General features: G+C 73.6%; 25 protein-coding genes and 1 tRNA gene. 8 read left to right on the top strand and 18 right to left on the bottom strand.

Features of this window, described 5'->3' with window-relative positions; translation table 11 throughout:
- Nucleotides 1-118: 118 nt before the first annotated feature.
- Together VMV22_11690 and VMV22_11695 are read right to left on the bottom strand one after the other, a co-directional pair.
- Nucleotides 119-191: transfer RNA gene (locus VMV22_11690), tRNA-Gln, on the bottom strand.
- Nucleotides 192-222: 31 nt separating this feature from the next.
- Nucleotides 223-588, bottom strand: coding sequence for a VOC family protein (locus tag VMV22_11695; GenBank protein HUY22986.1), 366 nt, complete (start codon nt 586-588; stop codon nt 223-225).
- An 86-nt stretch (nt 589-674) separates the two neighbouring features.
- On the opposite strand from VMV22_11695, the gene VMV22_11700 reads away from it, so the two are divergent.
- A complete protein-coding gene (locus VMV22_11700) occupies nt 675-776 on the top strand; it encodes an AURKAIP1/COX24 domain-containing protein (GenBank protein HUY22987.1) in 102 nt (33 codons plus the stop codon).
- 56 nt (nt 777-832) lie between these two features.
- Here VMV22_11700 and VMV22_11705 read toward each other — a convergent pair whose 3' ends face one another.
- From VMV22_11705 to VMV22_11750, 10 genes are all read right to left on the bottom strand, one after another.
- Nucleotides 833-1,678: a 4-(cytidine 5'-diphospho)-2-C-methyl-D-erythritol kinase gene (locus VMV22_11705; GenBank protein HUY22988.1), complete on the bottom strand. Its 846-nt coding sequence runs from the start codon at nt 1,676-1,678 to the stop codon at nt 833-835.
- Nucleotides 1,675-2,553 (bottom strand): 16S rRNA (adenine(1518)-N(6)/adenine(1519)-N(6))-dimethyltransferase RsmA, encoded by an 879-nt coding sequence (gene rsmA, locus VMV22_11710; GenBank protein HUY22989.1) that lies wholly within the window; start codon nt 2,551-2,553, stop codon nt 1,675-1,677. Before rsmA ends, VMV22_11705 begins: the two co-directional genes overlap by 4 nt.
- Before the next feature lie 37 nt (nt 2,554-2,590).
- Nucleotides 2,591-3,226, bottom strand: coding sequence for a septal ring lytic transglycosylase RlpA family protein (locus VMV22_11715; GenBank protein ID HUY22990.1), 636 nt, complete (start codon nt 3,224-3,226; stop codon nt 2,591-2,593).
- A 389-nt stretch (nt 3,227-3,615) separates the two neighbouring features.
- The gene (locus tag VMV22_11720) at nt 3,616-4,491 is read right to left on the bottom strand and encodes a TatD family hydrolase (protein HUY22991.1); all 876 of its coding nucleotides are present in this window, start codon (nt 4,489-4,491) and stop codon (nt 3,616-3,618) included.
- On the bottom strand, nt 4,488-5,993 hold the full coding sequence (gene metG / locus VMV22_11725) for a methionine--tRNA ligase (protein HUY22992.1): 1,506 nt from the start codon (nt 5,991-5,993) through the stop codon (nt 4,488-4,490). Before metG ends, VMV22_11720 begins: the two co-directional genes overlap by 4 nt.
- A gap of 76 nt (nt 5,994-6,069) precedes the next feature.
- On the bottom strand, nt 6,070-6,609 hold the full coding sequence (msrA, locus tag VMV22_11730; protein ID HUY22993.1) for a peptide-methionine (S)-S-oxide reductase MsrA: 540 nt from the start codon (nt 6,607-6,609) through the stop codon (nt 6,070-6,072).
- 121 nt (nt 6,610-6,730) lie between these two features.
- Nucleotides 6,731-7,612 carry a 16S rRNA (cytidine(1402)-2'-O)-methyltransferase gene (gene rsmI, locus VMV22_11735; protein ID HUY22994.1) on the bottom strand — a complete coding sequence of 294 codons (882 nt, stop codon included), beginning with the start codon at nt 7,610-7,612 and terminating at the stop codon, nt 6,731-6,733.
- A 16-nt stretch (nt 7,613-7,628) separates the two neighbouring features.
- Nucleotides 7,629-7,973, bottom strand: coding sequence for a DUF192 domain-containing protein (locus VMV22_11740; GenBank protein ID HUY22995.1), 345 nt, complete (start codon nt 7,971-7,973; stop codon nt 7,629-7,631).
- Between the two features lie 16 nt (nt 7,974-7,989).
- Nucleotides 7,990-9,066, bottom strand: a complete 1,077-nt coding sequence (gene ychF / locus VMV22_11745) for a redox-regulated ATPase YchF (GenBank protein ID HUY22996.1) — start codon at nt 9,064-9,066, stop codon at nt 7,990-7,992.
- A gap of 218 nt (nt 9,067-9,284) precedes the next feature.
- Nucleotides 9,285-10,157 carry a glycerophosphodiester phosphodiesterase gene (locus tag VMV22_11750; protein ID HUY22997.1) on the bottom strand — a complete coding sequence of 291 codons (873 nt, stop codon included), beginning with the start codon at nt 10,155-10,157 and terminating at the stop codon, nt 9,285-9,287.
- 27 nt (nt 10,158-10,184) lie between these two features.
- Here VMV22_11750 and VMV22_11755 point away from each other — a divergent pair, with 27 nt between their 5' ends.
- Nucleotides 10,185-10,799: a hypothetical protein gene (locus tag VMV22_11755; protein ID HUY22998.1), complete on the top strand. Its 615-nt coding sequence runs from the start codon at nt 10,185-10,187 to the stop codon at nt 10,797-10,799.
- A 50-nt stretch (nt 10,800-10,849) separates the two neighbouring features.
- Here the strand turns inward: VMV22_11755 and VMV22_11760 are convergent, their stop codons facing one another.
- The gene (locus VMV22_11760; protein ID HUY22999.1) at nt 10,850-11,893 is read right to left on the bottom strand and encodes an adenosine kinase; all 1,044 of its coding nucleotides are present in this window, start codon (nt 11,891-11,893) and stop codon (nt 10,850-10,852) included.
- 60 nt (nt 11,894-11,953) lie between these two features.
- On the opposite strand from VMV22_11760, the gene VMV22_11765 reads away from it, so the two are divergent.
- From VMV22_11765 to VMV22_11775, 3 genes are read left to right on the top strand one after another with little or no spacing between them, the layout of a single operon-like run.
- On the top strand, nt 11,954-14,587 hold the full coding sequence (locus VMV22_11765) for a M1 family metallopeptidase (protein HUY23000.1): 2,634 nt from the start codon (nt 11,954-11,956) through the stop codon (nt 14,585-14,587).
- A 58-nt stretch (nt 14,588-14,645) separates the two neighbouring features.
- Nucleotides 14,646-15,233, top strand: a complete 588-nt coding sequence (locus tag VMV22_11770; protein ID HUY23001.1) for a TMEM165/GDT1 family protein — start codon at nt 14,646-14,648, stop codon at nt 15,231-15,233.
- Nucleotides 15,234-15,268: 35 nt separating this feature from the next.
- Nucleotides 15,269-15,928, top strand: coding sequence for a class I SAM-dependent methyltransferase (locus VMV22_11775; GenBank protein ID HUY23002.1), 660 nt, complete (start codon nt 15,269-15,271; stop codon nt 15,926-15,928).
- On the opposite strand, the gene VMV22_11780 is transcribed toward VMV22_11775, so the two are convergent.
- Genes VMV22_11780 through VMV22_11790 form a run of 3 tightly spaced genes read right to left on the bottom strand, consistent with a single transcriptional unit; the run spans nt 15,894 to nt 19,146 of the window.
- A complete protein-coding gene (locus VMV22_11780; protein HUY23003.1) occupies nt 15,894-17,039 on the bottom strand; it encodes a hypothetical protein in 1,146 nt (381 codons plus the stop codon). The genes VMV22_11775 and VMV22_11780 overlap by 35 nt on opposite strands.
- On the bottom strand, nt 17,036-17,749 hold the full coding sequence (locus VMV22_11785) for a class I SAM-dependent methyltransferase (GenBank protein ID HUY23004.1): 714 nt from the start codon (nt 17,747-17,749) through the stop codon (nt 17,036-17,038). Before VMV22_11785 ends, VMV22_11780 begins: the two co-directional genes overlap by 4 nt.
- A complete protein-coding gene (locus VMV22_11790; protein ID HUY23005.1) occupies nt 17,743-19,146 on the bottom strand; it encodes a glycosyltransferase family 4 protein in 1,404 nt (467 codons plus the stop codon). The genes VMV22_11785 and VMV22_11790 overlap by 7 nt, the downstream gene beginning before the upstream one ends.
- A gap of 202 nt (nt 19,147-19,348) precedes the next feature.
- On the opposite strand from VMV22_11790, the gene VMV22_11795 reads away from it, so the two are divergent.
- The 3 genes from VMV22_11795 to VMV22_11805 all read left to right on the top strand — a co-directional run bounded on the left by VMV22_11795 (nt 19,349) and on the right by VMV22_11805 (nt 23,990).
- Nucleotides 19,349-20,608: a CBS domain-containing protein gene (locus VMV22_11795; protein HUY23006.1), complete on the top strand. Its 1,260-nt coding sequence runs from the start codon at nt 19,349-19,351 to the stop codon at nt 20,606-20,608.
- 444 nt (nt 20,609-21,052) lie between these two features.
- Complete coding sequence (locus VMV22_11800) at nt 21,053-22,642, top strand: NRAMP family divalent metal transporter (protein HUY23007.1); 1,590 nt, start codon at nt 21,053-21,055, stop codon at nt 22,640-22,642.
- Nucleotides 22,643-22,754: 112 nt separating this feature from the next.
- Nucleotides 22,755-23,990, top strand: a complete 1,236-nt coding sequence (locus VMV22_11805; GenBank protein ID HUY23008.1) for an acyl-CoA dehydrogenase family protein — start codon at nt 22,755-22,757, stop codon at nt 23,988-23,990.
- A gap of 40 nt (nt 23,991-24,030) precedes the next feature.
- Here VMV22_11805 and VMV22_11810 read toward each other — a convergent pair whose 3' ends face one another.
- Both VMV22_11810 and VMV22_11815 read right to left on the bottom strand, forming a co-directional pair.
- A complete protein-coding gene (locus VMV22_11810; protein ID HUY23009.1) occupies nt 24,031-25,338 on the bottom strand; it encodes an MFS transporter in 1,308 nt (435 codons plus the stop codon).
- Nucleotides 25,335-25,979, bottom strand: coding sequence for a MarR family transcriptional regulator (locus tag VMV22_11815; GenBank protein HUY23010.1), 645 nt, complete (start codon nt 25,977-25,979; stop codon nt 25,335-25,337). The genes VMV22_11810 and VMV22_11815 overlap by 4 nt, the downstream gene beginning before the upstream one ends.
- Between the last annotated feature and the right edge of the window lie 31 nt (nt 25,980-26,010).

Raw genomic sequence — 26,010 nt, forward strand, 5'->3', positions numbered from 1 at the left:
TGCCATGAACACCACGCACACCGTGCAGCCACCGCCCAGCGACGGCCCAGGGGTCGCCGTCAGCCGCCGGCAGCACGAGCCCCGGAGACCGCACGCGGCGCCGTCCGAGGACCCGTCGCTGGCGGGGGAGGGCTCGAACCTCCAACATCCGGCTCCAAAGGCCGGCGTTCTGCCGATTGAACTACCCGCCAAGGGTGGGTCGACCCATAACCGTAGGTGACGTCACGCCTCGATCAGCTCGATCCGGTTGCCGAAGGGGTCGTCGACGTAGCACCGCCGAACCCCGGGCACCTCCCCGTCGAACCGCACCTCGCAGCCGGCGGACCCGAGCGCCGCGCACAGGGCGTCGAGCTCCTCGACGAGCAGCGCGGGGTGGGCCTTGCGCGCCGGCCGGAAACCGTCCTCGGCGCCCAGATGCAGCGTCACCCGGTCGTTCGAGAACCAACACCCGCCCCGGGCCGCCAGGGCGGGCGGCTTGGGGCGCTCCTCCAACCCGAGGAGCCCGGCGTAGAACACCCGGGCGCCAGCCTCGCCGCCCGGGGGCATGGCCAACTGGACATGGTCGACGGCCACGAGCCGGTGACCCACGACCCACCTCCGATGGAGCACGTTCCGGTCCTGGCCCGAGGCTACTTGGCGGATGCACGGGCCGGCCCGCTAACCTGCGGGCAGTCATGGGATCCCTGATCAAGAAGCGCCGCAAGCGGATGCGCAAGAAGAAGCACAAGAAGATGCTGAAGGCCACCCGCTGGCAACGGCGGGCAGCCGGCAAGTAGGTCGCACGGCCCCGCTCCCGCCCTCCGGGCGGGAGTGCCGCGTCGGGACCGGTCCGTCAGCGGCGGTCGAACGCAGGGACCGTCCGCACCGCCACCAGCGGGGCCCGGTCGTCCTTCATCACGAGGAACTCCCGGCCGTCGAGGCCGAGGCCGTCGGGCTCCCCCTCCACGAACCACGCCGACCCGCTGCCCGCCAGCCGCGGCCGTTGCCCGGTGAGCTCGCCCAGCCGGTCGCGCCAGTGGGCCAGCACGGGGACGACGTCGATGGCGGCGTCCTCGAGGTCGTTGCCACCCTCGGCCGCCGCCGCCGCCTCGCCCGTGCCGTCGCCTCCCGGACGCGCCCGCCGGTCGTCCCACGCCTTGTAGACGGCGCCGGTGTCGACGGCGATCGGCGGCAGCAGGAGCACGAACCGACGGTCCTCGAAGGCGAGGGGCTCGACGGTCTCCCCCACCCCCGTGACCCGTGCCCGCCCGCCCCAGACGCAGAAGGGGACGTCCGCGCCGACGCGGGCCGCCTCGTGGAGATCGGTGACCTGCGCCCATCGCAGCACGGCGGCGGCGTCGGCGGAGCCGCCCCCGAGGCCCGCTCCCGTCGGGATGCGCTTCACGATGCGCACCGCCGCGCTGCGGCCGGCGAGGGCGAGGGCACGGGCCACCAGGTTGTCGGGCCCGGTGGGCACGAGGCCGACACCGAGCGAGCCCACCACGTCGTCGACCACCGAGATGCCCGCCCCGGGCTCGAAGGTGAGCGTGTCGACGAGGTCGATCGACACCATCTCGGCGTCGAGCAGGTGGTAGCCGTCGTGGCGGACCCCGGTCACCCGCAGCGAGAGGGTCAGCTTGGCCGGGGCCGGCATGGTCAGCCGCGCCCTGGAGCGTGCCCCGTCGGCCGGGGCGCTCACGGACCGCCGTCCCCGGGCAGGCATGCCGCCAGTCTTCCCCATTCCTCCACCGAGAGGCTCTCGGCGCGGGCCTCGGGGTCGATGCCCGCCGCGGCGAACACCTCGGCCGGGACGGTGCCGGCGAGCGCCCGGCGGAGCATCTTGCGCCGGTGGGCGAACCCGGCCCGCACCAGCGCGAACAGCCGGGCGGCAGGGACGGTACCGGGGTCGACGGCCACCGACGGCCGCCGGTCGATGCGCACCAGCGCCGACTCCACCTTCGGCCGCGGCACGAACACCGACGCCGGGACGCGGCCGACGACGCGCGCCGTGGCGTGGTACGCCACCTTCACCGACACCGCACCGTAGGCCTTGCCGCCCGGCGCGGCGGCGAGGCGCTCACCGACTTCGCGCTGCACCATGACCAACATCGACGCCACCGTGGGCGCCTCGTCGAGGACGCGCAGCACGACAGGGACGGCCACGTTGTACGGAAGGTTCGCCACCATCGTCCACGACGCCGACAGCCCGTCCGGCCCGGCCCGCTCGGCGCCCACCGGTTCGGAGGCTGCGAGCAGCGCTCCCCAGTCGAGGGTCAACGCGTCGGCCTCGACGACGCGCGCCCCCACGGGCTCCACCTGGGCGCGGAGCAAGGGGGTCAGATGACGGTCGAGCTCCACGGCCACGACGGTCGCACCGGTGTCGGCCAGCGCCAGCGTCAACGCCCCGAGCCCGGCGCCGATCTCGACGACGCGCGCCCCCGGCCCGACCCCGGACATGCGGGCGATGCGGCGGACGGTGTTGGCGTCCACCACGAAGTTCTGGCCGAGGGCCCGGCTCGGGCGCAGGCCATGGGTGCCGAGGAGCTCTTCGACCTGCCGGCGCGACAACGTCACGGCCGGCATCCTGTCGCCGCCCGCGGACGGCGGGCGGTCACCAGGTCAGGCGCACCTCGACGACGCCCACCGACGGGCTGGCCAGCTGGGAGAACGTGGACTCGGAGAGGTCGATCACCCGCCCCGTGGTGGTCGCCTCGCGGTCGTCGACGGTACAGCGCGTCGACGCCCCGTCGGCGAGGTCCGTGACCGTCACGACCGTGCCGAACGCCAAGCCGGGGCTGGCGCAGGTGCCCGGCGCGGCCGGGTACCACGACGCCTGGCCCGTCGTGGTGTGCTGCGGGGGCGGTGGCGCCGTCGGCGTCGGGGCCCGGGGCGCCGTGGTGGCCGGCACCGAGGTGACCGGCGGCGTGGGTCTCGGCGCCGCCGGCGTCGGGGGCGAGGACGCCCGAGCCGGAGCGGCGGTCGTCGTGGTGGCGGGGAGCGCGGGCCGCAACGACACGTGCAGCACCCGCACGGGCGAGGTGGCGACAGCCGCGGCGGTCGCAGGGAGCGTCGGCCCCACCGACTCGACGAGATCCGCGAACGCGATGGAGACGGGCAGCGACGACGATCCACGTGACAACGTGGCGTCGGCCCGCGCGTGCGTCGCCTTGGTGGCGGCGTGGTGTCGGGCTGTCGGCGATGGGGCGCGTCCTGGTGTCGCGAGCAGGAGGAGCGGCACCACCACCACGGCGAGACAACATCCCAGCCGTACGGCGGGCCGCAACCCCCCGGCGCTGCGTGTCCGGGTCCTCAGAACTCCACCCTTTCTCTGCGGACTCGATGTCGACTGCGTCGGGATCGGATACGACGCTAGGCGCGTGTGCGCGCACCATCAATTCCGATCCGGAGCGACACACACGTCGTGCACGCACGAACAGGCCGTCTGTGCGGGCGAGATGAAGGACAGAGCGTGACCGGCCGACTACCTCCAACACATCGTCGTGCCTGTGCCCTGTGGACAACCCAGTTCCTGTGCGTGAAAACGCCACAGAGCGCAACGGTGTAGCTACGCCGAATGGGTCAGTGCTCGGCATGAGGAATACCGCCGGGATTCGCCGGGAACCGGGGCGTGCACGTTCACACCAGTGCGAACGCCGCTCGCGTGGCGGCGGTGCAGGACGCCGCGAGCGCGTCGGGCGTCAATCCCTTGACCACCGCCACCGCCTCCCCGACCTCCACCACCCAAGCCGGGCGGTTCTCCCGGCCCCGGTGCGGTGTCGGCGCCAGGAAGGGCGCGTCGGTCTCCACCAGCAGGCGGTCGCGCGGGCACAGCGCTGCCGCGGCGCGCACGTCGTCTGCTCCCTTGAACGTGACGATGCCGCTGAAGGACAGGAATGCGCCGAGGTCGAGGCACCGTCGCGCCTCCTCGGGTCCGCCCGTGAAGCAGTGCAACACCGTGCGCGCCGGCGGGCCCTCGCCGCGCAGGACGTCGATCGTGTCGTCCCAGGCCCGGCGCGAGTGCACGACGAGCGTCAGGTCGTGTTGGCGCGCCAGCGCGACCTGCGCGGCGAAGGCGTGACGCTGCGCATCACGCGGGGAGTGCTCGTAGTGGTAGTCGAGGCCGCACTCCCCCACGGCCACGACGATGCCGTCGGCATCGGACACCGCCTCGGCGAGGAGGCGCGCGATCTCCTCCACCCCCTGCGACGCCTCGTGGGGGTGCAGGCCCATGGTCGCCCATGCCCCGAAGCCGGCCGGGAGCGCCCACGACGCCGGATCGCCGCCACTGCGCGCCGCCGCGGCGCGCGCCGCCACCGCCACCGCCACCGCCTGACGCGACGTGGCGGGATCGGTCCCCACGCACACGATGCCGACGACGCCGGCCTCGGCGGCCTCGGACAGAGCCGTGGCGACCTCGGTGCCCTCCGCCCGGTACCGGTCCTGGAGATGGCAGTGGGAGTCGATCCAGCGCGCCGCGGCGCCGGGTACAGCCCGGTCCTCGGCGCCGGTCACGCCGGGCGGCGGGGGAACAGCGGCGCCCCCTTCTCGACGGGCCGGCCGCCCGGATACCCGCCCCAGGTCGCGTCGGCGGGGACGCGGCGCTCGTCGGGCCGGCCGTCGAGCCCGAGCCGGCGCCAGATCTCGGCGCAGGTGTCGGGCATCGCCGGCGAGGCCAGCAGCGCCACGATGCGCAGTGCCTCGAGCGCGCTGCCGAGGACGGCGTCGACGGCCGGCCCGGGATCGGCCTTCCACGGCTCGGCCGTCTCCAACTCGGCGTTGGTCTCGTGGATGAGGTGCCACGTCGCCTCGAGGGCGAGGTGCGGCTGGGCGTCCTCCCAGGCGCGCGTGGCGTCGGCGAGTGCCGACGTGGCGACCGCCTGCAGCCGGCTGCCCGCGTCGGGCGCGGGGCCCACCCCGCCGCACTTGGAGCCGACCACGGTGGCCACGCGGGCGAGCAGGTTCCCGAGGTTGTTGGCGAGATCCGCGTTGTAGCGCGCCGTGATGCCCTCGTGGGAGAAGTCGCCGTCGACGCCGAACGGCGTCTCTCGCAGGAGGTAGTACCGCACGGCGTCGACGCCGAAGTCGTCGGTGAGCTGACGCGGCGAGATCTGGTTCGCCTTGGACTTCGACATCTTCTCGCCCGACACGAGCAGCCATCCGTGCACGAGCAGGTGGGCCGGGGGCTCGATCCCGGCAGCCATGCACATCGCCGGCCACCACACGCAGTGGAACCTGAGGATGTCCTTGCCGAGGACGTGGTGGACCGCAGGCCACCACGTCGCGAAGCGCTCCTGGTCGTCTCCGTACCCGATGGCGGTCAGGTAGTTGACCAGGGCGTCGTACCAGACGTAGAAGACATGGGCGGGGTCCCAGGGGACCTCGACGCCCCACGTCGTCGACGTCCGCGTGATGGAGATGTCCTCGAGCCCCCCCTTTATGATGCCGAGGGCCTCGTTGCGCTTCGACGCCGGGCGCACGGCGTCGGGATTCTCCTCGTACCACTGCAGGAGCCGGTCCTCGAAGGCGCTGAGCTCGAAGAAGTAGTTCTCCTCCTCGAGGAGCTCCACCGGTGTCCCGTGGATGGGGCAATTGCCGTCGACGAGCTCGGACTCCTTTTTGTAGTCCTCGCACGCCACGCAGTACAGGCCGCGGTACACCCCGAGCGTCGTGAACCCGTTGTCGTGGATCCGCTGCAGGAACTGCTGCACGGCGCGGTGGTGGCGGGGCTCGGTCGTCCGGATGAAGTCGTCGTAGGACATACCGAGCGCGGACCACGCCTCGACGAACCGGGTCGCCATGAGGTCCACCCACTCGGTGGGTCCGACCCCGTTGGCCTCGGCGGCCCGGGCGATCTTGTCACCGTGCTCATCGGTGCCGGTGAGGAAGAAGACCTCGTCGCCGCTCAGCCGGTGCCACCGTGCCAGCGCGTCGGCGATGACCATCGTGTAGGCGTGCCCGATGTGGGGCACGTCGTTCACGTAGTAGATCGGTGTCGTGACGTAGTAGCGGGGCACGGCCGTAGCGTACCGACCACGGTCGGCGCTGCGGACCGGGCCCGCAAACCGGCCGGCGTCGGGGCCACCCCCGACCTCACCAGTTGGCCACGTGGCACGCCCCGTGCCCGGTGCGCTCGACGTAGCGCTGGTGGTAGGCCTCCGCCGGCCAGAAGGTGGAGGCCGTGGAGACCTCGGTGACGATCGGGCGCCGGAAGCGGGCCTGATGGCCGACGAGCGACTCCCGGACGAGCCGCTCCTGCTCGGCATCGTGCACGAAGACCGCCGACCGGTACTGGGTCCCGACGTCGGGGCCCTGGCGGTCGGGCGTGGTCGGGTCGTGGTGGCGCCAGAACTCCTCGAGCAGCTGCTCGTACGAGACGCGCGCCGGGTCGTAGGTCACGAGCACCGCCTCGGCGTGCCCCGTCGCCCCCGAGCACACCTGCTCGTAGGTCGGCTGGAGCCTCGCCCCGCCCGTGTAGCCGGAGACGGCGTCGACGACGCCCGGCACGCTCCGGAAGAAGTCCTCGACACCCCAGAAACAGCCCGCCGCGAACGTCGCCAGCGCCAGCCCTGCGGGGGCGTCACCCGGCTCCACCGGGGGTGCCTGGGTCGTGTCCGGTCCGAACCTCGCCATCGTCAGTCCTCTCCCGGGCTCTCGTGCTCTCGTGCCCTCGTGCTCTGGGTGCGCGCCGGGTGCCCCCCGCACGCCGCCGGGGCGCGTCACCGCCCGCACCCCGGACCGTTCCAACCACTGCTCATGCCCCGTCATTCCGGCGCCGCGCCAACGCCGCCTCGTAGGCGCGCCGGCGGGGCACCCCCAGGTCCTGCGCCACGCGGGCCGCGGCGTCGCGCAGGGAATCGCCGGCGACGAGCCGGCGCCCCACGGCGTCGGCCACCTCGGCGTCACCGGGGACCTCCACCGACGCGGGGGCGCCCCCGAGCACCACGACGACCTCTCCCCGCACCTCGCGCTCCTCGAACGCCGCGGCCGCCGCCGCCAGCGACCCCCGCCACACCTCCTCGTGGAGCTTGGTCAGCTCGCGGGCCACGGCCACGGGGCGGTCGGGACCACAGACGCCCACGAGGTCGGCGAGGGTGGCCGCCAGCCGCCCGGGCGCCTCGAACACGACGACGGTGCTGGCCGACCCGGCCACGGCGTCGAGGCGCCGGCGCCGCTCGGCGCCCCGCCGGGGCAGGAACCCCTCGAAGCAGAACCGGTCGGTGGGAAGCCCGCTCACCACCACGGCCGTCACCACCGCGCTCGGGCCCGGCACCGCCGTCACGGTGACGCCGGCGGCGACGGCCGCACCCACCAGCCGGCTTCCGGGGTCCGAGACGGCCGGCGTTCCCGCGTCGCTCACGACGGCGACGACCATGCCCGCGGCCAGGCGGGCGAGCACGTCATCGACGCGCGCCGCCTCGTTGTGGCCGTGCAGCGACAGCAGCCGCTTGCCGCTGATGCCGGCGTGGGCCAGCAGGGCCCGGGTGCGGCGGGTGTCCTCGCAGCACACCAGGTCCGCGCCCGCCAGGGCGAGGCGCGCCCGGGGCGAAAGGTCCCCGAGATTGCCGATGGGCGTGGCCACGAGGACCAACGTGCCCCGGGCCCCGTCGACCCCGGCACCGTCGCCGGGATTCATGGGGTGCCGCCGCCGGTCACCGGGGGTCGTGGAGCTCGAGCGTGTCGCCGACGCGCAGGCCCCAGCGCTCGAAGGCCCCCGCCTCCGCTTCGAGCACGGTCCGGGCGCGCCGGCGCGGCAGGGTCATCCGCCACGGGGCGAGGCGGACGACGTCGATCACGCACATCCGCTGGTCCAGGAACGCCACGTCGATGGCGAGGCGCATGGCGAAGCTGTGCACGGCGCGGGTGCGCGGCAGGATGAACGCGCCCTCGAAGGACGAGCGCCCCAACAGCCCGCGCATGCGCTCGGCGGACGTGACGGCGACCTCGGCGTTGGCCAGGACCACGCCGTCTCTCAGCAGCCACGTCGTCGAGGTCACGGCGGCTCCGTCGTGCTCACACGTTGAAACGGATCTCGAGGACGTCGCCGTCGGCCACCTCGTAGTCCTTGCCCTCGAGGCGGATCCGGCCCGCCGACTTGGCGGCGGCCCACGAGCCGAGCCCGATGAGCTCGTCCCAGTGGATCACCTCGGCCCGGATGAACCCCCGCTGCAGGTCCGAGTGGATGACCCCGGCGCACTCCGCGGCGTTGGCACCGGACCGGAAGCTCCAGGCCCTCGACTCCTTGTCCCCCGTGGTGAAGAAGACGCGCCGCCCGAGCAGGAGGTAGGCGCTGCGCGCCACCCGGGCCAAGGCGCCGTCGCCGAGCCCGAGGCCCTCGAGGAGCTCGGATCGCTCCGCCGCCGTGAGCCGGGACGCCTCGGCCTCGAGCTGGATGCACGCCCCCAGCACCTCGCCGTGCGCCTCGAGCGCGTCGGCCACCGGCTCCACGAGCTCGTCGACGCGGCCGAGGTCGTCCTCCCCGAGGTTGACCACGGCGAGCACGGGCTTGTCGGTGAGGAGGAAGAGGTTCTTGCGCGCGGCGCGCTCGTCCGGGTCGAGCCCGGCACGGTACAGCGGGGTCCCCGCCGAGAGCACCGCGTGGGCGGCCTCCATGGCCGCCACCTCCGCCGCCAGGCTCTTGTCGGCCCGCGCCGCCTTGCGCCGCTTGTCGATCTGCGCCTCGATCGTGGCCATGTCGGCCAGCACCAGCTCGAGCTCGAGCGTGGCCAGCGCGTCCACGGGGTCGGTGTCACCGGGAACCTCGGGGTCCTCGAAGGCCCGCAGCACCATGCACAGGGCGTCGACCTCGCGGATGCCGGCCAGGAAGCGGTTCCCGAGTCCCTCCCCCGCCGACGAGCCCGAGACCAGGCCGGCGATGTCCACCACCTCCATCCCGGCGCGCACCACCTTGCGGCTGGCGCTCATGGTGGCCAGTGCGTCGAGGCGGGCGTCGGGGAGGGGGGCGACCGCCACCGAGGTCTCGGTGGTGGTGAAGGGATGGGGCGCCACCGGTGCGGCCGCGCCGGTCAGGGCGTTGAACAGCGACGTCTTGCCGGAGTTGGGGAGTCCGACGATGCCGAGCCGTTCCATCGAGGAGACGCTACCGGCTGGCCGACCGGCCGATCTCCGCCGACGAGCCGGGCACCGGGCACATCGGTCGTGGCCGTCGGATGGGTCCGGTAACGTGGGACGCCATGTCGAAACGCACCGTCAAGCGCAAGATCCGCAGCAAGAAGAAGGCCAACCACGGCAAGCGGCCCAACGCCGGCCGCGGCTGAGCCTCCGGCGGGAGCGCCCGGCGGGCCGGGTCAGGGGCGGTAGGTCAGCCCCCGGGCCGCCACCCGCGCCACCAGCGGTGTCGGCAGGTCCGAGATGATGCCGTCGACGCCCAGGTCGAGCAGGCGGTCCATGGCGGCCACGTCGTTGACGGTCCACACGTGGACGGCCAGGCCGTGCTCGTGGGCGACGGCGACGAAGCGCTCGTCCACGACGACGACATCGCCCTGGGTGGCCGGCACCTGCAGGGCGACGTGGGCCGTGGCGGGTGGGTCCTCCCCGCCGTTGATCGCCCGCCAGAAGGTGGCGACGGCGAGGGTGCCGGCCGATATGGCGACGTCGGGCCCGAAGCGGGCGAACGACTCCGTGGCGATGTCGAGGAACGACGCCACGATGACGCGATCGAGGCCCCGGCGACCGGCGAGCTCCCGGGCGAGGAGTTCCTCGTAGGGCTTGACGGCGGGGGCCGTCTGCTTGATGTCGAGGTTGACCGCCACGTGCGGATGGTCGTCGAGGACGTCGAGGACCTCGGCCAAGGTGGCCACCCCGAACTCGCGCTCGTCGGGGGCCCGGCCGCGGTAGGGATAGGCGTCGGCGTCGAGGCCGGGCGTCTCGTCGCCCCCGGGCACGAACCAGTACGCGTTGTCGAGGGCGCGCACCTCCGCGAGGGTCATGGCGTGGATGGGCCCGTGGCCGTCCGTCGTGCGGTCGACGGTGCCGTCGTGGCACACCACGAGGTGGCCGTCGGCGGTGGCGTGGACGTCGAGCTCGATCCCGGTGACACCCAGCCCGAGCGCACGGCGCAGGGCGAACAACGTCGACGAGGGCGCTTCCCAGGCACCGCACTGGTGCGCGTAGGTGAGCACGCGGCGTCCCAGCCAGGGGTTGCCCGCGCCGCGCTCCACCGTGTCAACGGTAGCCTCTGGCGCGCCATGCTCGACCACATCCTGGTTGACCTCATCACCCAGACCCGCAGCGCGCTCGAAGACGCCCTGTTGCAGCGACAGGCGGTCGAGGAGCGTTTCCAGGTCGACGTGTTCCTCGGGGACGTGTCCTGGGAGACGTCGTACTCGCTCCCCGGCGAGGAGCAGCCTCCGCGTGTCCGTGCCGACCTGTCGCTCGACTGGCCGACATGGAGCCAGAGCGCCTACCGGTCGTGGTCGATCGGCGAGCCGCCCGTCGACCTGCCCGAGGTCGTGCTCGAGATCACCCTGCGCGTGCAGCGCCTGGCCGCCATGCCGGACCTCGACGCCGTCGTGGCCTGCCTCCCCGAGGAGAGCCCCGCCATCGGCGCCGACACGCTCGTGCGGGCCGCCCCCGTGGTGGAGCAGGTCTACGAGCCGGCCGGTGGTGGCCTGCGCTTCGCCGTGGAGACGACGTACCAGGGAACGCTGCGGCTGGACGAGGCCGCCCTCGAGGACGCCTCGTCGCTCGCCGGGCCGGTCGGGGCGCTCGGCCGGTGGGTGGCGTCGGTGCTCGTGCGGCTGGGGGACCTGGAGCTCACGTACCTGCCACCGGAGGCGTCGGCGGGCGACGGCGGCCACTGAGGGACCCAAGCACCTGGACCCGAGCACCTGGACCCGAGCACCCCACCCGCTCAGAGCAGGCCGGCCTCCACCGCCAGGGCACGCAGGTCGGCCTGGGGCCGGGCACCGACGTGGGAGATGACCTCGGCCGCGCACAGGCCGCCCAGCCGGGCGCAGCGCTCGGGGTCCTGCCCGTTCGTGAGGCCGTGGAGGAAACCGGCGGCATAGAGGTCGCCGGCCCCGGTCGTGTCGACCACGCGCTCGACGGGGTCGGCGGGGATGGCGACGGGCCCCGACGCGGTGACCACCACGGACCCGAGCGGCCCGCGGGTGAGGGCGGCGAGCAGCCCAGTCTCCTCGACCGCGGCCAGCGCGGCGTCGAAGGTGGCCGCGCCGAAGAGCAGCGTCGTCTCGTCCTCGTTGGCGAAGAGCACGTCCACCTCGCCGTGCAGCAGCTCCAGGAACTCCCGCTGGTGCCGCTGCACGCAGAAAGGATCGGAGACGCTCAGGGCCACGAGCGCGTCGTTGGCATGGGCGAGCTCCATGGCCCGGCGCATGGCGGCCTTGGCCGGGCCGAGGTCCCACAGGTACCCCTCCAGGTAGACGACCTGGGCCCGGGCCACGAGCTCCTCGTCGAGGTCCTCGGGCCCGAGCGTCGCCGCCACGCCGAGGTGGGTGGCCATGGTGCGCTCGCCGTCCTCGGTCACGAGGACCAGGCACCGCCCGGTGGCGCGGTCGGCGGCGGGGTCGCCGGACGGCTCCACCGGCGCCACCCGGGACATGGTGACCCCCGCCGCCGTGATGTCGTGGAGGAACACCTCCCCCAGCTCGTCGGCGGCCACCTTGCCGAGGTAGCCGACCCGGCCGCCGAGCGCGGCCACCCCCACGGCGGTGTTGGCGGCCGAGCCGCCGGAGACCTCGACGGCCGGGCCCATGGCCGCGTAGACCGAGGCCGCCCTCGCCAGGTCGACCAAGGTCATCGACCCCTTCGCCATGTCGAGCCGGCGCAGGTCGTCGGCGGTCGCGGTCGTCAGGACGTCGACGAGAGCCGAGCCGATGGCGACGACGTCGAGGGGCGCCCGGCGCCCGGCAGCGGTGGGGGGAGCGTCGGTCACAGCCCGGCAAGCTAGCCCGCCGAGCCGGTGGCGCGATCCAGCCCGGGTAGCCTGCCCACGATGACCGAGACGAGCGTGAGCGGACGCGTCGACCCGTCGGCGGAGCACCGGCTGCCCTACAGCGTCGAGCCGCAGCGCTACGACCTGCGGCTCGCCCCCGACCTCGAGGCCGCGACCTTCGCCGGGGACGTCCGCATCGAGGTGGTCGTCCACGACACCGTGCCCGAGATCGTCATGCATGCCGCCGAGCTGTCCGTGGCGTCGGCCCACCTCGAGCGCGCCGGCGAGGAACCCCGGGCGCTCGACGTCCGCCTCGACGCCGAGACCGAACGGCTGGTCCTCGCGCCCGCGGCGCCGCTCGACCCGGGCCCGGCGGTCATCGCCATCGAGTTCACGGGTGTGCTCAACGACAAGCTGCACGGCTTCTACCGCTCGGCGTTCACCGACGCCGACGGGACGACGCGGGTGGTGGCCACGACCCAGTTCGAGGCGACCGACGCCCGGCGCGCCTTCCCGTGCTTCGACGAGCCCGACCGCAAGGCCGTGTTCTCGGTCACGCTCGACATCCCCCCGGGGCTCGCGGGCTACTCCAACGGCCCCGAGGTGGCGGAGTCGCTCCTCCCCACCGGCGGCCGCCGGGTGCGCTTCGGCGACACCATCCCCATGTCGACGTACCTGGTGGCGTTCATCGTGGGCCCCCTGGTGGCGACGGACCCCCTCGATGTCAGGGGCACACCGGTGCGGATCGTGCACGTGCCGGGCAAGGACGGCCTCACGTCCTTCGCCCTCGACGCCGCCGCCCACGCCCTGGAGTTCTTCGCCGAGTGGTTCGGGATCGACTACCCCGGCGAGAAGCTCGACCTCGTGGCGATCCCCGACTTCGCCTTCGGGGCGATGGAGAACCTGGGGTGCGTGACGTTCCGCGAGGCCGTGCTGCTCGTCGACCCCGAACGGGCGTCGCGCCTGGAGCTCGAGCGCGTGGCGGACGTCATCTCCCACGAGATCGCCCACATGTGGTTCGGCGACCTCGTCACCATGCGCTGGTGGAACGGCATCTGGCTCAACGAGGCCTTCGCCACGCTCATGGAGCTGCTGTGCGTCGACCACTTCCGGCCCGAGTGGCAGCGGTGGGTGTCGTTCGGCATCGAGCGCGACGCGGCCATGGCGACCGACGCGCTGCACGCCACCCGGCCGGTCGAGTACCCGGTGGGGCCACCCGAGGAGGCCCAGGGGATGTTCGACGTCCTCACCTACCAGAAGGGTGCCGGCGTGCTGCGCATGCTCGAGCGCTACCTGGGGGAGGACGCGTTCCGCGAGGGCATCCGGCGGTACCTGCGCGCCCACCGCTTCGGCAACACCGAGACGGTCGACCTGTGGGAGGCCATCGAGGACGCCAGCGGTGCCCCGGTGCGCGACATCATGGGCAGCTGGATCCTGCAGGGTGGGTTCCCCCTCGTCACCGTGGACGGCGGCGCCGGCGCCGGCGACGGGTCAGCCCGGCCCGGCGGCGCCGTGGTGCTCACGCAGGAGCCGTTCTCCTACGCGCCGGCGACGGGGCCGAGCGCCATCGGGTCGACGTGGTCGGTGCCCGTCATCGCCAGGGCACCGGGGGGCGGCGAGGCCCGGCTCCTGCTCGGCGCCGGAGCCGAGACCCTCGACCTCGGCGGCCCGCCCGACGCGCCGGTCGTGGTCAACGCCGGCGGCTCGGGCTACTACCGCGTGCGGTACGCCCCCGAGCACCTGCGTCGTCTGGCCGACACCATGGGCTCGCTCGACCTGCTGGAGCGCTTCAACCTCCTCGGTGACACGTGGGCGGCGGTCGTCGGGCGGCGCGCCGCGCTGCCGGGCTTCCTCGTCCTGGCCGAGTCGCTCGGCGCCGAGCCCGATCCCGACGTGTGGGCCCAGGTCACCGGCGCCCTGTCGTTCCTCGACCACGCCGTCGACGACGACGCCCGGCCGCACCTGGCCGCCTACACCCGCGCCCTGCTGGGCGGCGTGCTGGCGCGCCTCGGATGGGAGCCCCGCGCCGGCGACGGCCCCCGGACCCCGACGCTGCGGGCCCAGGTCGTGGGCGCGCTGGGCACCGTGGGCCAGGACGCGGCAGTGCGCGCCGAGGCGCGCCGGCGCCTCGAGGCCGCCGGCCGCGGCGAGCTCGTCCCCGACCCCGACCTCGCCTCGGCTCTGCTCGGCGTGGTGGCGGCCGGCGGCGGGCCCGAGGACTTCGAGGCCTTCCTGGAGCGGTACCGCCACCCCGCCACGCCGCAGGAGGAGATGCGCTACCTCTACGCGTTGGCCGGGTTCCCCGACGAGTCCCTGGCGGCGCGCGCCTTCGAGCTCGCCGGCACCGAGGTGCGCACGCAGAACGCCCCGTTCCTGGTGCACCTCCTGCTGGCCAACCGCACCGTCGGCCCGGCCACGTGGGCTCGGGTGCGCGACTCATGGGACGCGCTGCGCGCCCGCATCCCCGCCAACATCCTGCCCCGCATGCTCGACGGCGTGAAGCTGCTGTGCCGCCACCCGTCCCTGGCCGAGGAGATCCGGGTGTTCGTGAACGCCCACCCCCTCCCGACCGGACAGAGAACGGTCGACCAGACGCTCGAGCGGCTCGCCGTCAACGTGGCGCTGGCGGCCGCCCTCGGCGACACGGTGACGGCCGACCTCGACGCCGGGGTCGAGCGCCTGGGCGCGCGCTGAGCGCCGGCCGGGACCGAGGCCGGGGAACCCCCACGCGGCCGACCGGCGAGGCCTCCCCGTGAGCCTGTCGATCGTGGCCATCACGTTCGGGCTCATCTTCGTGGCCGAGCTCCCCGACAAGACGATGATCGCCACCATCGTGATGTCGAGCCGCTACCGGCCGCTGCCCGTGTGGATCGGGGCGGCCGCGGCCATGGTGGTCAACTCGGGGGTGGCGGTGGCGGCGGGCCGGCTCCTCGAGCTGCTCCCCCACCGTGCCGTCGAGGCGGTGGTGGCCGTGTTCTTCGCGGCGGGCGCCCTCTATCTCCTGCTCGTCAAGGAGAAGGTCGAGGAGGAACACGGCGAGCGCGAGGCGCAGAAGGTGCGCTCGGCCCGGCACGTCGCCCTGGCCTCGTTCACGGTCATCGTCGTGGCGGAGCTCGGCGACCTCACCCAGATCCTCACGGCCAACCTCGCCGCGCACTACCACAGCCCTCTGTCGGTCTTCGTGGGCTCCGCGGCCGCTCTCGTGGCGGTGATGGGCGTCGGCGTCGTCGGGGGGCGCGTCCTGCTGCGCGTCCTCCCACTCGCCACGATCCGCAAGGTGGCGGGCGTCGTCCTGGCGGGCTTCGCCGTCTACAGCGCGGTGACGGTGGCGACGTCGTGACCCGAGAGGCCCACCCCGCAGACCGAGGAGACGACATGGACGACCGCACCGCCGAGCTCTTCGACCACGCCCGGTCGGCCAAGGGCTTCATGCCCGACGACGAGGGGGACGCGCTGTACCGCGCCGCCCGCCGGGCGGGGACGGAGGGGCCGGCCGCCGGTACCTTCGTGGAGATCGGAGCCTGGTGCGGCAAGTCGACCGTCTACCTCGGGGCGGCGGCCGAGGCCACCGGCGCCGTGGTCGTCAGCATCGACCACCACCACGGCTCGGAGGAGAACCAGCCGGGCTGGGATCACCACGACGACGAGGTGGTCGACGCCCGCACCGGTCGCATCGACACCCTGCCGTTCTGGCGGCGCACGGTGGACGGCGCCGGGCTCGGCCACTGCGTCGTCGGCATCGTCGGCGACTCTCCGGTGGTGGCCTCACGGTGGGCGACGCCGCTCGACCTGTGCTTCATCGACGGCGGGCACGGGCGCGAACCGGCGTGGGCCGACTACCGGGGATGGGCGCCGCACGTGGCCGTGGGCGGATGGCTGGCGATCCACGACGTGTTCCCCGACCCCGCCGACGGGGGCCGGCCCCCGTACGAGCTGTTCTGCGCGGCGCTCGACTCGGGTGAGTTCGTCGAGGACGGCGAGTGCGGGTCGCTGCGCGTGCTCAGGCGGGTGGCGCCGCCCGCCGGGGCTCGGTGAGGTCGAGCCCGTCGGGGATGGACTCACCCCGGAACAACCCCGCCGCCGGGGTGGCGTTCGACAGCGCGTCGGCGGCGAGCACGATGGCGGCCGAGGTGTAGGTCGTCCGCTCGGCGAAGGGGAAGGTCTCCCGGTCGGGGTACACGATCCCCGTCAGGTACGACCCGTCGTCGCACCGGTGCGCCTGCGCCCAGGTGAGCAGCTCGAGCGCCTGTCCCGGGCGCCCGAGGGCGTCGAGGGCGAGGGCGCACTCGGCGGTCTCCGCGGCGGTGACCCACGGGCCCGTGGACACGCACCGCACGCCGCGGCCGGGCATGACGAAGGTGTCCCACCAGGAGTCGATCCGCTCGTCGGCGGCGTGGCCGGCGAGGGCACCGGACAGCACCGGGTAGTACCAGTCCATGGCGAACTCGTGCTTGGGCTCGAAGACCTGCGGCGTGTGCCCGATGGCGTGGGCGAGGCGCCCCGCCGCCAGCTCCCAGTCGGGGCGCTCGTCGCCGAGCGTCTCGGCGCAGGCGACACCGCAGCGCAGCGCGTGGTAGATCGACGACGAACCGGTGAGCAGTGGGTACCGGCCGGCGCGCCCGTCGGGGTCGACCGACCACAGCACGGCCCCGTCGTCGCGCTGGAAGCGCAGGACGAAGGCGAGCGCCCGGTCGACGACGGGCCACATGGACCGCAGGACCGCCATGTCCCCGGTGATGCGGAAGTGGTGCCAGGCACCGGTGGCCACGTAGGCGCACACGTTGGTGTCGAGACGGGGGTCCTTCACGCCGCTGCCGGGCTGGTAGTAGTTGAACCACGACCCGTCGGGCAGCTGGGTGTCGGCGAGCCACTGGTAGGCGTGCACAGCCTCCTTGTGGAGGCCGGCGACCGTGAGGGCCATGGCCGACTCCACGTGGTTCCACGGGTCGCAGTGGCCGCCCTCGAACCACGGGATCATGCCGTCGTGGCGCTGCACCGCCGCGATCGACTCGGCTGTCGCCACCACGTCGGCCGCGCCCAGCACGCCTGCAATTTCCGGGACCGGGACCACCGCGGGGGCGTCGAGCACACGCTCCACGTCCTGCAGATGGGCGGTGACCGGAAGCATCCCCTCGGTTCGGGTCATGCGGGCTTCTCCAGGTAGACGACGAGGCTCTTGCCGAGCACGGGATTGAGGACACGGTCCGCCATGCGCGTGAGGCGCGGGGCGCGGGTGATGTCCCAGACCAGGAGCCGGTGGTACGACCGCACGAGCAGGTGGTCGTCACGGCGCGGGCCCACCCAGCAGCGCAGCCACCAGTAGGGCGAGTGCAGCGCGTGGGCGTGGTGGCTGGCCACGGGCCGCAGCCCCGCGCCGCGCAGGCGGTCGAAGAGCGTGGAGCGCCGGTAGATGCGCACGTGGCCGCCGGGGATGTCGTGGTACTCGTTCGACAGGGCCCAGTTCACGGCCTCGGGGCCGAAGCGCGGCACGGTGACGGCCATGGTGCCCCCCGGCCGCAGCACCCGCGACAGCTCGGCCATGGCGGAGCCGTCCTCGGGAATGTGCTCCAGGACCTCGGCGGCGATGACGCGGTCGAAGCTGGCGTCGGCGAACGGCAGGCGCAGGGCGTCGCCCTGGACGACGCCCGCCTCGTCGTCGGCCCGGACCTCGCCGGCGTCGAGCATGGCCCCGATGGTGTCGCGGACCTGGGCGACCTCCGTCGCCTGGGCGTCGAGGGCCACGACCCGCGCCCCGAGCCGGACCGCCTGGAAGGCGTGGCGGCCACCCCCGCAGCCCAGGTCGAGCAGCCGCTCACCCCGGCTCACGCCGAGGCGGTCGTAGTCGACGGTCAGCACGGCGCCACCGCCACGCCCGAACCGGCGGCGCTGGCGCCGGGGCGGTGCGCGTCGAGCACGGCCCGGTACTGCTCGGCCGTGCCGCGGGCGGTCGCCTCCCAGGTGAAGCGCCCGAGCACCCGCTCGCGCCCGCCCGTGCCCAGGCGCTCGGCCAGGACCTCGTCGTCGAGGATCCGCCGGATGGCCCCGGCCAGGGCCTCGGCGTCGTCGGGCGTGACCAGCAGGCCGGTCTCGCCGTCGGCGCCCACGACCTCGGGGAGCGCCCCGCCGGTGGTCGCCACCAGGGGGACGCCGCACGCCATGGCCTCGATGGCCGGCAACGAGAACCCCTCGTAGAGCGACGGCACCACGGCCACCTGCGCCTCGGCGTACAGACCGGCGAGCTCGTCGTCGGAGATCCCGCTCACGCAGCGCACGGCGGGCCCGAGCCCGAGCCGCTCGATGGTGCGCGCCACCCGGCCGCCCTCGGTGGGACGCCCGATCACCACCAGCTCGACGTCGCGCTCGGTGCGCAGCTTGGCGAGCGCTTCGAGCAACGGGACCAGGCCCTTCATGGGCACGTCGCTCGACGACGTCACCATGAGCCGGCCCGGCACGCGGGGCCGTTCCGGGCGCGGGCGGAACACGGTGTGGTCCACGCCCACCGGCACCACGGTCATGCGCGCCGGAGGCACCCCCATCTGGGCGGCGATGTCCATCTTCGAGGACTCCGACACCGTGACGACGCGCGGCAGCTGCTTGGCCACGCGCTTCTGCATGCCCAGGAAGCCGAACCAGCGGCGCTGGGTGAGGCGACGGTAGGCGTTCTCGGCGTGCGACAGGGCGAGCTGGCGGTCCACGGTGATGGGGTGGTGCAGCGTCGTGAGCAGTGGCCACCCGTCCTCGAGCATGCCGAGCAGCCCCGACCCCAGGCACTGGTTGTCGTGCACGATGTCGAAGTCGCCGCGGCGAGCCGCCAGCAGTCGCCGCACGCGCAGCGAGAACGTGCGGGGCTCGGGGAACCCGGCCGTGCACATGACCCCGAACTCGAGCAGGTCGATCGACGAGCGCAGCTCGCGCGGGTGCGGCAGTCGGAACGGGTCGGGGTCCCGGTACAGGTCGAGGCCCGGGACGGGCGTGAACCCGACGCCGTCGTCGAGCACCGGCCACGGCTGGCCGGCGAAGACCTCCACCGAGTGGCCGAGGCGCACGAGCTCCCGGGCCAGGTGACGGGTGTAGACGCCCTGGCCCCCACAGCGCGGGTTGCCCCGGTAGACCAGGTAGGCGATGCGCAGGCCCCCGGGCCGGGGGGGCGTGGCGGGCCGGGGGGCAGGCACGTCGATCTCGGTGCTGCGCTCCCATGACCTGCGGATTTCGGCCAGGCGCTGGCGCGGGCTCTTAGGCACGCGCGTCAGCACCGGGAGCGACCATGGCCGATCAGCCTCCCCCGGATGGCCACCGTGGCGCAAACGGCGCCTCGCAGGCGCGGGCCGGGTGCGGGCCGAGGCGCGGGACCGGGCGCGGGACGGGGCGCGGCCCGTCCACTAGGTTGAGGGCGGCTGTACCGCACTGCGTCCGGGGCGGATGCACCGCACCGCGTCGCTCGAGGAGCGCCGAGGAATGGCAGTCGAGATCCTGCACCTGTCGAGCGTGGTCAAGAGCGCGCTCGTCGACCGGGACGGGGACCGGCTCGGGCGCGTCGAGGACCTCATCGCCCGCCTGGGCTTCGCCCCCCACCCGCCCGTGACCGGCCTGGTGGTCAGGATCGCCCACCGCCAGCTGTTCGTCCCCATCTCCATCGTGTCGGACCTGCGCCCGGGCCGGGTGCAGTTCCTGGGGGACACCGTGAGCCTGCGGCGGTTCGAACGGCGCCCCGGCGAGATGCTCCTGTCGAAGGACCTCCGGGCGCGCCACCTCATCAACCTGCAGGGGGCCCGGCTGATCCGCGCCAACGAGATCGAGCTCGCCCGGCGCGACGGCCGGTGGGAGGTCGTGGCGGTGGACCCGAGCCCCCGGGTGGCCCTGCGGCGCCTGCTCCCGCGCGGCCTCGGCCGGCGCATCCCCGCGGGCAAGGTCGTCGACTGGGCGAGCATCGAGCCCTTCGTGGCGCATGTGCCCTCGGCCCGCCTGCGCATCCCCTACCGCAAGCTCGCCCGGCTGCACCCCGCGCAGATCGCCGACCTGGTGGAAGCGGCCTCGCACGAGGAAGGCGAGGAGATCATCGAGGCCGTCGGCCAGGACCGCGAGCTCGAGGCCGACGTGTTCGAGGAGCTCGACGCCGAGCACCAGATCGAGTTCGTCCGGAGCCGTACCGACGCCGAGGCCGCCCGCCTCCTCGCCACCATGGCCCCCGACGACGCCGCCGACCTGATCACCGAGCTCGACCAGGAGCGGCGCCTGCCGCTGCTGGGCCTGCTCCCGGCCCCCCAGCAGCGCAAGATCCGGGCCCTGCTCAGCTACAACCCCGAGACCGCCGGGGGGCTCATGAGCCCCGACTTCCTGTGCCTGCCGGGGTCGACGCCGGTGGGCGACGTGCTCGAGGCCGTCCGCGCCAGCAGCGCCCCACCCGAGGCCCTGGCGGTGGTGTTCGCCCGGGGGGCCGAGGGCCGGGTGACCGGCTCGGCGTCGGTGGTGTCGCTCGTGCAGGCGTCGCCGACGGCCACCCTCGGGTCGGTGGTGCGCCCCAACCCGGCGCACGTGCACCCGGACTGGGACCTGCACGCCGTGACGCGGAAGATGACGGACTTCAACCTGACCGTCGCCCCCGTCATGGACGACCAGCACCGGATGGTCGGCGTCGTCACCGTCGACGACGTGCTCGAGATGCTCATCCCGACGGGCTGGCGCCGCGAGTTCGGGATGACGTCGGTCGAGGAGTGACCGCCGACGGCGGGCCCCTGGCCGTGCCCGCCGTCGGGACTCCCGTGGCTCGACGCCCGCGGTCGGGACGCCTCTGGTCGGGACTCCCCTGACCAGGGCCCCAGCAGATAGGATCGCCTTCCAAGCAGCCACGCCTCGGCCGGGACCCCGGCGAGACACGGTGCGCCGCATGCAACCCGCGGCGAGTCCGGCGCCCTACCGGACGTCACCGGTCCTCTGGTGCGGCTTGAGAGGGCCGGGCAAAGGAGCAGCGCTGCACGCTGACCCGTCACCTCGACGATTCACGCGCGCACGCCGCCGAGCAGGCATGACGCCACTGGGCTGACCCGGGGCCGACCTGCGCGTGGCGTGCGCGCGACCCATGCACGCCTACGACGCCGGCACCGTCGGGAGGTTCAATGGCCGACCAGGCCCTGCATACCGAGAACTGCCTCGCGGCCCGCCATGGGTGACGCGCGCGACGGCGACATCCATGGCGCGCTGGGCAGCATCAGCCTCCACGACGAGGCGCCCCGGCGGTCATGGCGCGCGCGCCTGCTCACACTGCTCGCCATCATCGGGCCCGGGCTCATCGTCATGGTGGGCGACAACGACGCCGGCGGGGTCGCCACCTACGCGCAGGCGGGGCAGAACTACGGGCTGAGCCTGCTGTGGACGCTGCCCCTGCTCATCCCGGTCCTGATCGTGAACCAGGAGATGGTCGTCCGGCTGGGTGCGGTATGCGGCGTGGGACACGCCCGGCTGATCCGGGAGCGGTTCGGCAGGTTCTGGGGGGCGTTCTCGGTCGGCGACCTCTTCGTCCTGAACTTCCTCACCATCGTCACCGAGTTCATCGGCGTCAGCCTGGCGCTCGACTTCTTCGGGGTGAGCCCCTACATCTCGGTGCCGCTGGCCGCGCTCGGGCTCGTGGCCATGACCGCCAGCGGGAGCTTCCGCCGCTGGGAGCGGTTCATGCTGGTGTTCATCGTCGCCAACTTCCTCGTCATCCCGTTGGCGATCTACGCGCACCCCCACGCCGGCCCGGTGTTCCGGCACTTCGTGCTCCCCGGCGTGGCCGGCGGGTTCAATTCGACGTCGATCCTGGTCATCATCGCCATCGTCGGCACGACGGTGGCCCCCTGGCAGCTGTTCTTCCAGCAGTCAAACATCGTGGACAAGCGCATCACGCCCCGCTGGATGAACTACGAGCGCGCCGACACGATCATCGGTTCCTTCGTGACGGTGCTCGCCGCCAGCCTCATCGTCATCACCGCCGCCTTCGCCTTCGGCGGCACGCGGGCGGCGGGGCACTTCACGAACGCGGGCGGCGTGGCCCACGCCCTCGACCACTACCTCGGCAACGCCACGGGCACCCTCTTCGCCATCGTGCTGCTCAACGCATCGATCATCGGCGCCGCGGCGGTGACCCTGTCGACCTCGTACGCGTTCGGCGACATGTTCGGCATGAGCCATTCGCTGCACCGCCGGGTCCGCGACGCCAAAGGCTTCTACGCCACGTTCGCGGCGATCGTGGGGGCGGCGGCCGGAATCGTCCTGATCCCCGGGGCACCGCTCGGGCTCATCACGACCGCCGTACAGGCGCTCGCCGGCGTCCTGCTCCCGAGCGCCACGGTGTTCCTCCTGCTGCTGTGCAACGACAAGGCGGTGCTGGGCCCGTGGGTGAACCGCCCGTGGCTCAACGCCGTGGCCACCACGATCGTGTCGGTGCTGTTCGTGCTGTCGCTGATCCTGATGACCACCACCGTCTTCCCCCACGTCGACGTGGTGGCGCTGCTGGCGGGGCTGGGCGCCGCCCTGGCGCTGGTGCTGGTGCTGGCGGGGGGGCTGTACCTGCGGGCGGTCGTCCGGCGCCCGCCGCCCGACGCGGACGAACAGGCCCGGCGGGTGAACTGGCGCATGCCGCCCCTCGCCCTGCTCGAGCGGCCCACCTGGTCGCGGGGGCGCACCGCCACGATGGTCCTGATGTACGGGTACCTGGTCGTGGCGGTCGCCATGCTCCTGGTGAAGGCGGTCCAGCTGGGCGGGCACTCGTGAGGCCGCCCCCGGGGCGGCCGCCGTCTGGCCGCGGGACCGGCACGGCGGTACCGTCGGCGTCGTGCCCGCCTGCCCGCACCAAGCGCCCTTCCCCCCGCACTAGGAGCGTCCCATGGACCTGACCTATCCCCCCGAGGCGGAGGCCTTCCGCACGGAGGTCCGGGCCTGGCTGGAGGACAACCTCCCCGAGGGGTGGTTCGACCCCGGGACCCGGCCCTCGGGTGCCGAGCGCGAGGCGTTCAACGCCCGGTGGATCCGCACGCTGCACGAGGGGGGCTGGATCTGCGCCTCGTGGCCGACCGAGTACGGGGGCAAGGGGCTGTCGCTGATCGAGCAGGTGGTCCTGAACGAGGAGTTCGCCCGGGCCGACGCCCCCATGCGGGCCGACTTCTTCGGCGACACCCTGGTGGGCCCGACGATCCTGCAGTGGGGAACCGAGGAGCAGAAGCGGGAGTTCATCCCCCAGATCCTCGACGGCACCATCACGTGGTGCCAGGGGTTCTCCGAGCCCGACGCCGGGAGCGACCTGGCGTCGCTCAAGACCCGCGCCGCGCTCGACGGGGACGAGTGGGTCGTGAACGGCCAGAAGGTGTGGACGACGCAGGCCCAGTTCGCCGACTACATCTTCCTCCTCGCCCGGACCGACCCCGGGGCCCCCAAGCACGCGGGGATCTCCTACCTCCTCGTCCCCATGAAGCAGCCGGGGGTCGACGTGCGCCCCATCAAGCAGGTCGACGGCTCGTCGGAGTTCAACGAGGTGTACTTCACCGACGTGCGGTGCCCCAAGGAGAACGTGGTGGGGGGCGTCAACAACGGCTGGAAGGTCGCCATGACCACTCTGGGCTTCGAACGGGGGGCGTCGTCGACGACCGGGCACCGCCGGTTCGAGAAGGAGCTCGACCAGATCGTGGCCGAGGCCCGCCGCACGGGGCGCATCACCGACCCCCGCGTCCGCCAGGGCCTCGCCCGGGCCTGGACCAAGGTGAAGATCATGAAGATCAACGGCTACCGGTCCCTCACCGACGCGCTCCACGGGACCCACCACGCCGCCGCGCTGGGCGCGATGCACAAGATGTTCTGGTCCGAGTACCACCAGGCGACCATGACGCTCGCCATGGACATCCTCGGCCTCGAGAGCCTGATCCTGACCGGCACCGACGGTGACGACGACGACGGCCTGCGCCGCTCGCGCCGGGGCGGGACGGGCTATCCGGTCAGCGACCTCCAGGCGTCGTTCTTCTTCAGCCGCTCGGAGACCATCTGGGGCGGCACGGCGGAGATCCAGCGCAACATCGTGGGTGAGCGAGTCCTCGGCCTCCCGAAGGAGCCCAGACCCACCGGCGCCTGAGCCCGCGGCGCGCCGGTCCGCCGGTTCGTGCCCCGGCCCGTCAGGCCACGCCCAGCTCGGTGCCCGGCGTCGCCTCCTCCACGCCCTCGGGCATGGCCTCGGCGCGGCGGTGCTCGTTGCGGTGCCGCGCCCGGGTGGCAGCCGAGGCCACGACCGTCGCCCCCGCGCCGACGAGCAGCGCCACCCGCGGGCTCGACGTCTGCGAGATCCACCCCACGAGCGGCGCCCCGATGGGGGCGGTGCCGAGGAAGCCCATGGCGTACAGCGCCATGACCCGGCCGCGCATCGACGGGGCGACCCGCAGCTGGATGGTGGCGTTGGCCGTGGCGATGAAGCCGATGGACAGGGCCCCCATGAAGACGAGCAGGACGCACGCGGTGACGAGCGTGGGCGACAGGGCGACCGCCGCGATGAGACAGCCGAAGACCATGCCGATGGCCGTCAGCCGGTGGATGTTCGGTCGGCCGCGGTTGGCCACCACCAGGCCCCCGACGACGGCGCCCCCGGCCATGAGCGACGTCAACGTGGCGAAGGTCCCCGCACCGCCGTGGAACGTCTCCCTGGCGAACAGCGGCAGGATCACGGTGAAGTTGTACGCGAGCAGCCCGACCACGAAGACGAGCACGAGCGGGTCGCGCAGGTTGGGGGTGTGCCAGGCGTAGCGAAGGCCCTCGCGCAGCTGTCCCTTGGCGCGCACCACGCGCTCGGCGGGGAGCAGCTCGCTGCGCCGCATCAGCGCCAGGGCCACGATCACCGCCACGTAGCTCGCCGCGTTGGTGAGGAAGCACACGCCGAGGCCGACGGTGGCGATGAGGGCTCCGGCGATGGCCGGGCCGATGACCCGGGCCCCGTTCATGACGATGGTGTTCAGGCTGACGGCATTGGGCAGGTCGTCGCGCCCCACCATCTCGATGACGAACGTCTGGCGGGCCGGGTTGTCGAGCATGTTCACGAAGCCCAGCAGCAGGGCGAGGAGGTAGACCTCCCACAGGTGGGCCGAGCCCGCGGGGCCGGGGCCCAGCATCACGAGCAGCCCGAGCGCCAGCCCCAGCACGCCGGCGGCCGCCTGGGTCCCGAACAGCAGCCGGCGCTTGTCGACGCGGTCGGCGACCAGGCCGCCCCACGCGCCGAACAGCAGCATCGGCAGGAACTGCAGCGCCATCGTGAACCCGACGTCGACGCCGGCCTGTCCCTTCGGGGCCAGGTACCGGACGACCAGCCACGCCTGGGCGATGCTCTGCATCCACGTGCCGCTGACCGAGATCAGCTGGCCGGTGAAGTAGAGGCGGTAGTTGCGGACGCGCAACGACCGGAACGTCGTGCCGGCCGCCCGCCGGAGGCGGGTCACGGTTGCTCCACCAGGTGCTCGAGCAACCGCACGACGTCCTCGAGCGACGCCCGCTCGGCATCCGACAGCCGACGCAGGCGGCGGACGAGGTAGGCGGTGCGCAACGAGCGGCTCCGCTGCAGGGCCCGCCGGCCCTCGGCGGTGAGCGCCACCCGGACGACGCGGCGGTCACTGTCGTCCTCGCCGCGGGCGACGAGGCCGGCGGCCTCGAGGCCCACGACCATCTTGGTCATGCTCGGCGGCTGGACCTGTTCGGACGCGGCCAGCTCCCCGAGTGTCGGGGTCCCCAGGCGCTCGACGGTCGCCAGCGCGGAGACCTGCGACGACGTCACGCCCCCGGCGACCTGCTGGCGGAGCCGGCGCGCCAGGCGCGTGACGGCCAGGCGCAGTCGCGCCGCCGTCTCGGCGTCCGAGCCCGGTGCCCCGACCGCGACGCCGGGGGCGGCGGGCCCGGGGGCGGCGGGCTCAGGGGCGGCGGGCTCAGGGGCGACGGGCTCAGGGGCGGCGGGCTCAGGGGCGGCGGGCTCGACGGACAACGGCCCCGGCGCGGCCACGACGGTGGCGCCCGGCACCGTCGGGCGGGCGGCAGACGCCGGGTCGGGGTGCGACGCGGCGCCGGGCTCGGAGGAGACGGTCTTCATCATTTGCCATTCTAATTAGCTTTCCTAAAGA

Source organism: Acidimicrobiales bacterium (genome assembly GCA_035531755.1).
Taxonomy (GTDB): domain Bacteria; phylum Actinomycetota; class Acidimicrobiia; order Acidimicrobiales; family UBA8190; genus DATKSK01.

Coding starts and splice junctions, on each gene's coding strand:
- VMV22_11700 (HUY22987.1), top strand. CDS start 675: ATGGGATCCCTGATCAAGAAGCGCCGCAAGCGGATGCGCAAGAAGAAG.
- msrA (HUY22993.1), bottom strand. CDS start 6,609: ATGGCGAGGTTCGGACCGGACACGACCCAGGCACCCCCGGTGGAGCCG.
- rsmI (HUY22994.1), bottom strand. CDS start 7,612: ATGAATCCCGGCGACGGTGCCGGGGTCGACGGGGCCCGGGGCACGTTG.
- ychF (HUY22996.1), bottom strand. CDS start 9,066: ATGGAACGGCTCGGCATCGTCGGACTCCCCAACTCCGGCAAGACGTCG.
- VMV22_11755 (HUY22998.1), top strand. CDS start 10,185: ATGCTCGACCACATCCTGGTTGACCTCATCACCCAGACCCGCAGCGCG.
- VMV22_11765 (HUY23000.1), top strand. CDS start 11,954: ATGACCGAGACGAGCGTGAGCGGACGCGTCGACCCGTCGGCGGAGCAC.
- VMV22_11775 (HUY23002.1), top strand. CDS start 15,269: ATGGACGACCGCACCGCCGAGCTCTTCGACCACGCCCGGTCGGCCAAG.
- VMV22_11780 (HUY23003.1), bottom strand. CDS start 17,039: ATGACCCGAACCGAGGGGATGCTTCCGGTCACCGCCCATCTGCAGGAC.
- VMV22_11795 (HUY23006.1), top strand. CDS start 19,349: ATGGCAGTCGAGATCCTGCACCTGTCGAGCGTGGTCAAGAGCGCGCTC.
- VMV22_11800 (HUY23007.1), top strand. CDS start 21,053: ATGGGTGACGCGCGCGACGGCGACATCCATGGCGCGCTGGGCAGCATC.
- VMV22_11805 (HUY23008.1), top strand. CDS start 22,755: ATGGACCTGACCTATCCCCCCGAGGCGGAGGCCTTCCGCACGGAGGTC.
- VMV22_11815 (HUY23010.1), bottom strand. CDS start 25,979: ATGAAGACCGTCTCCTCCGAGCCCGGCGCCGCGTCGCACCCCGACCCG.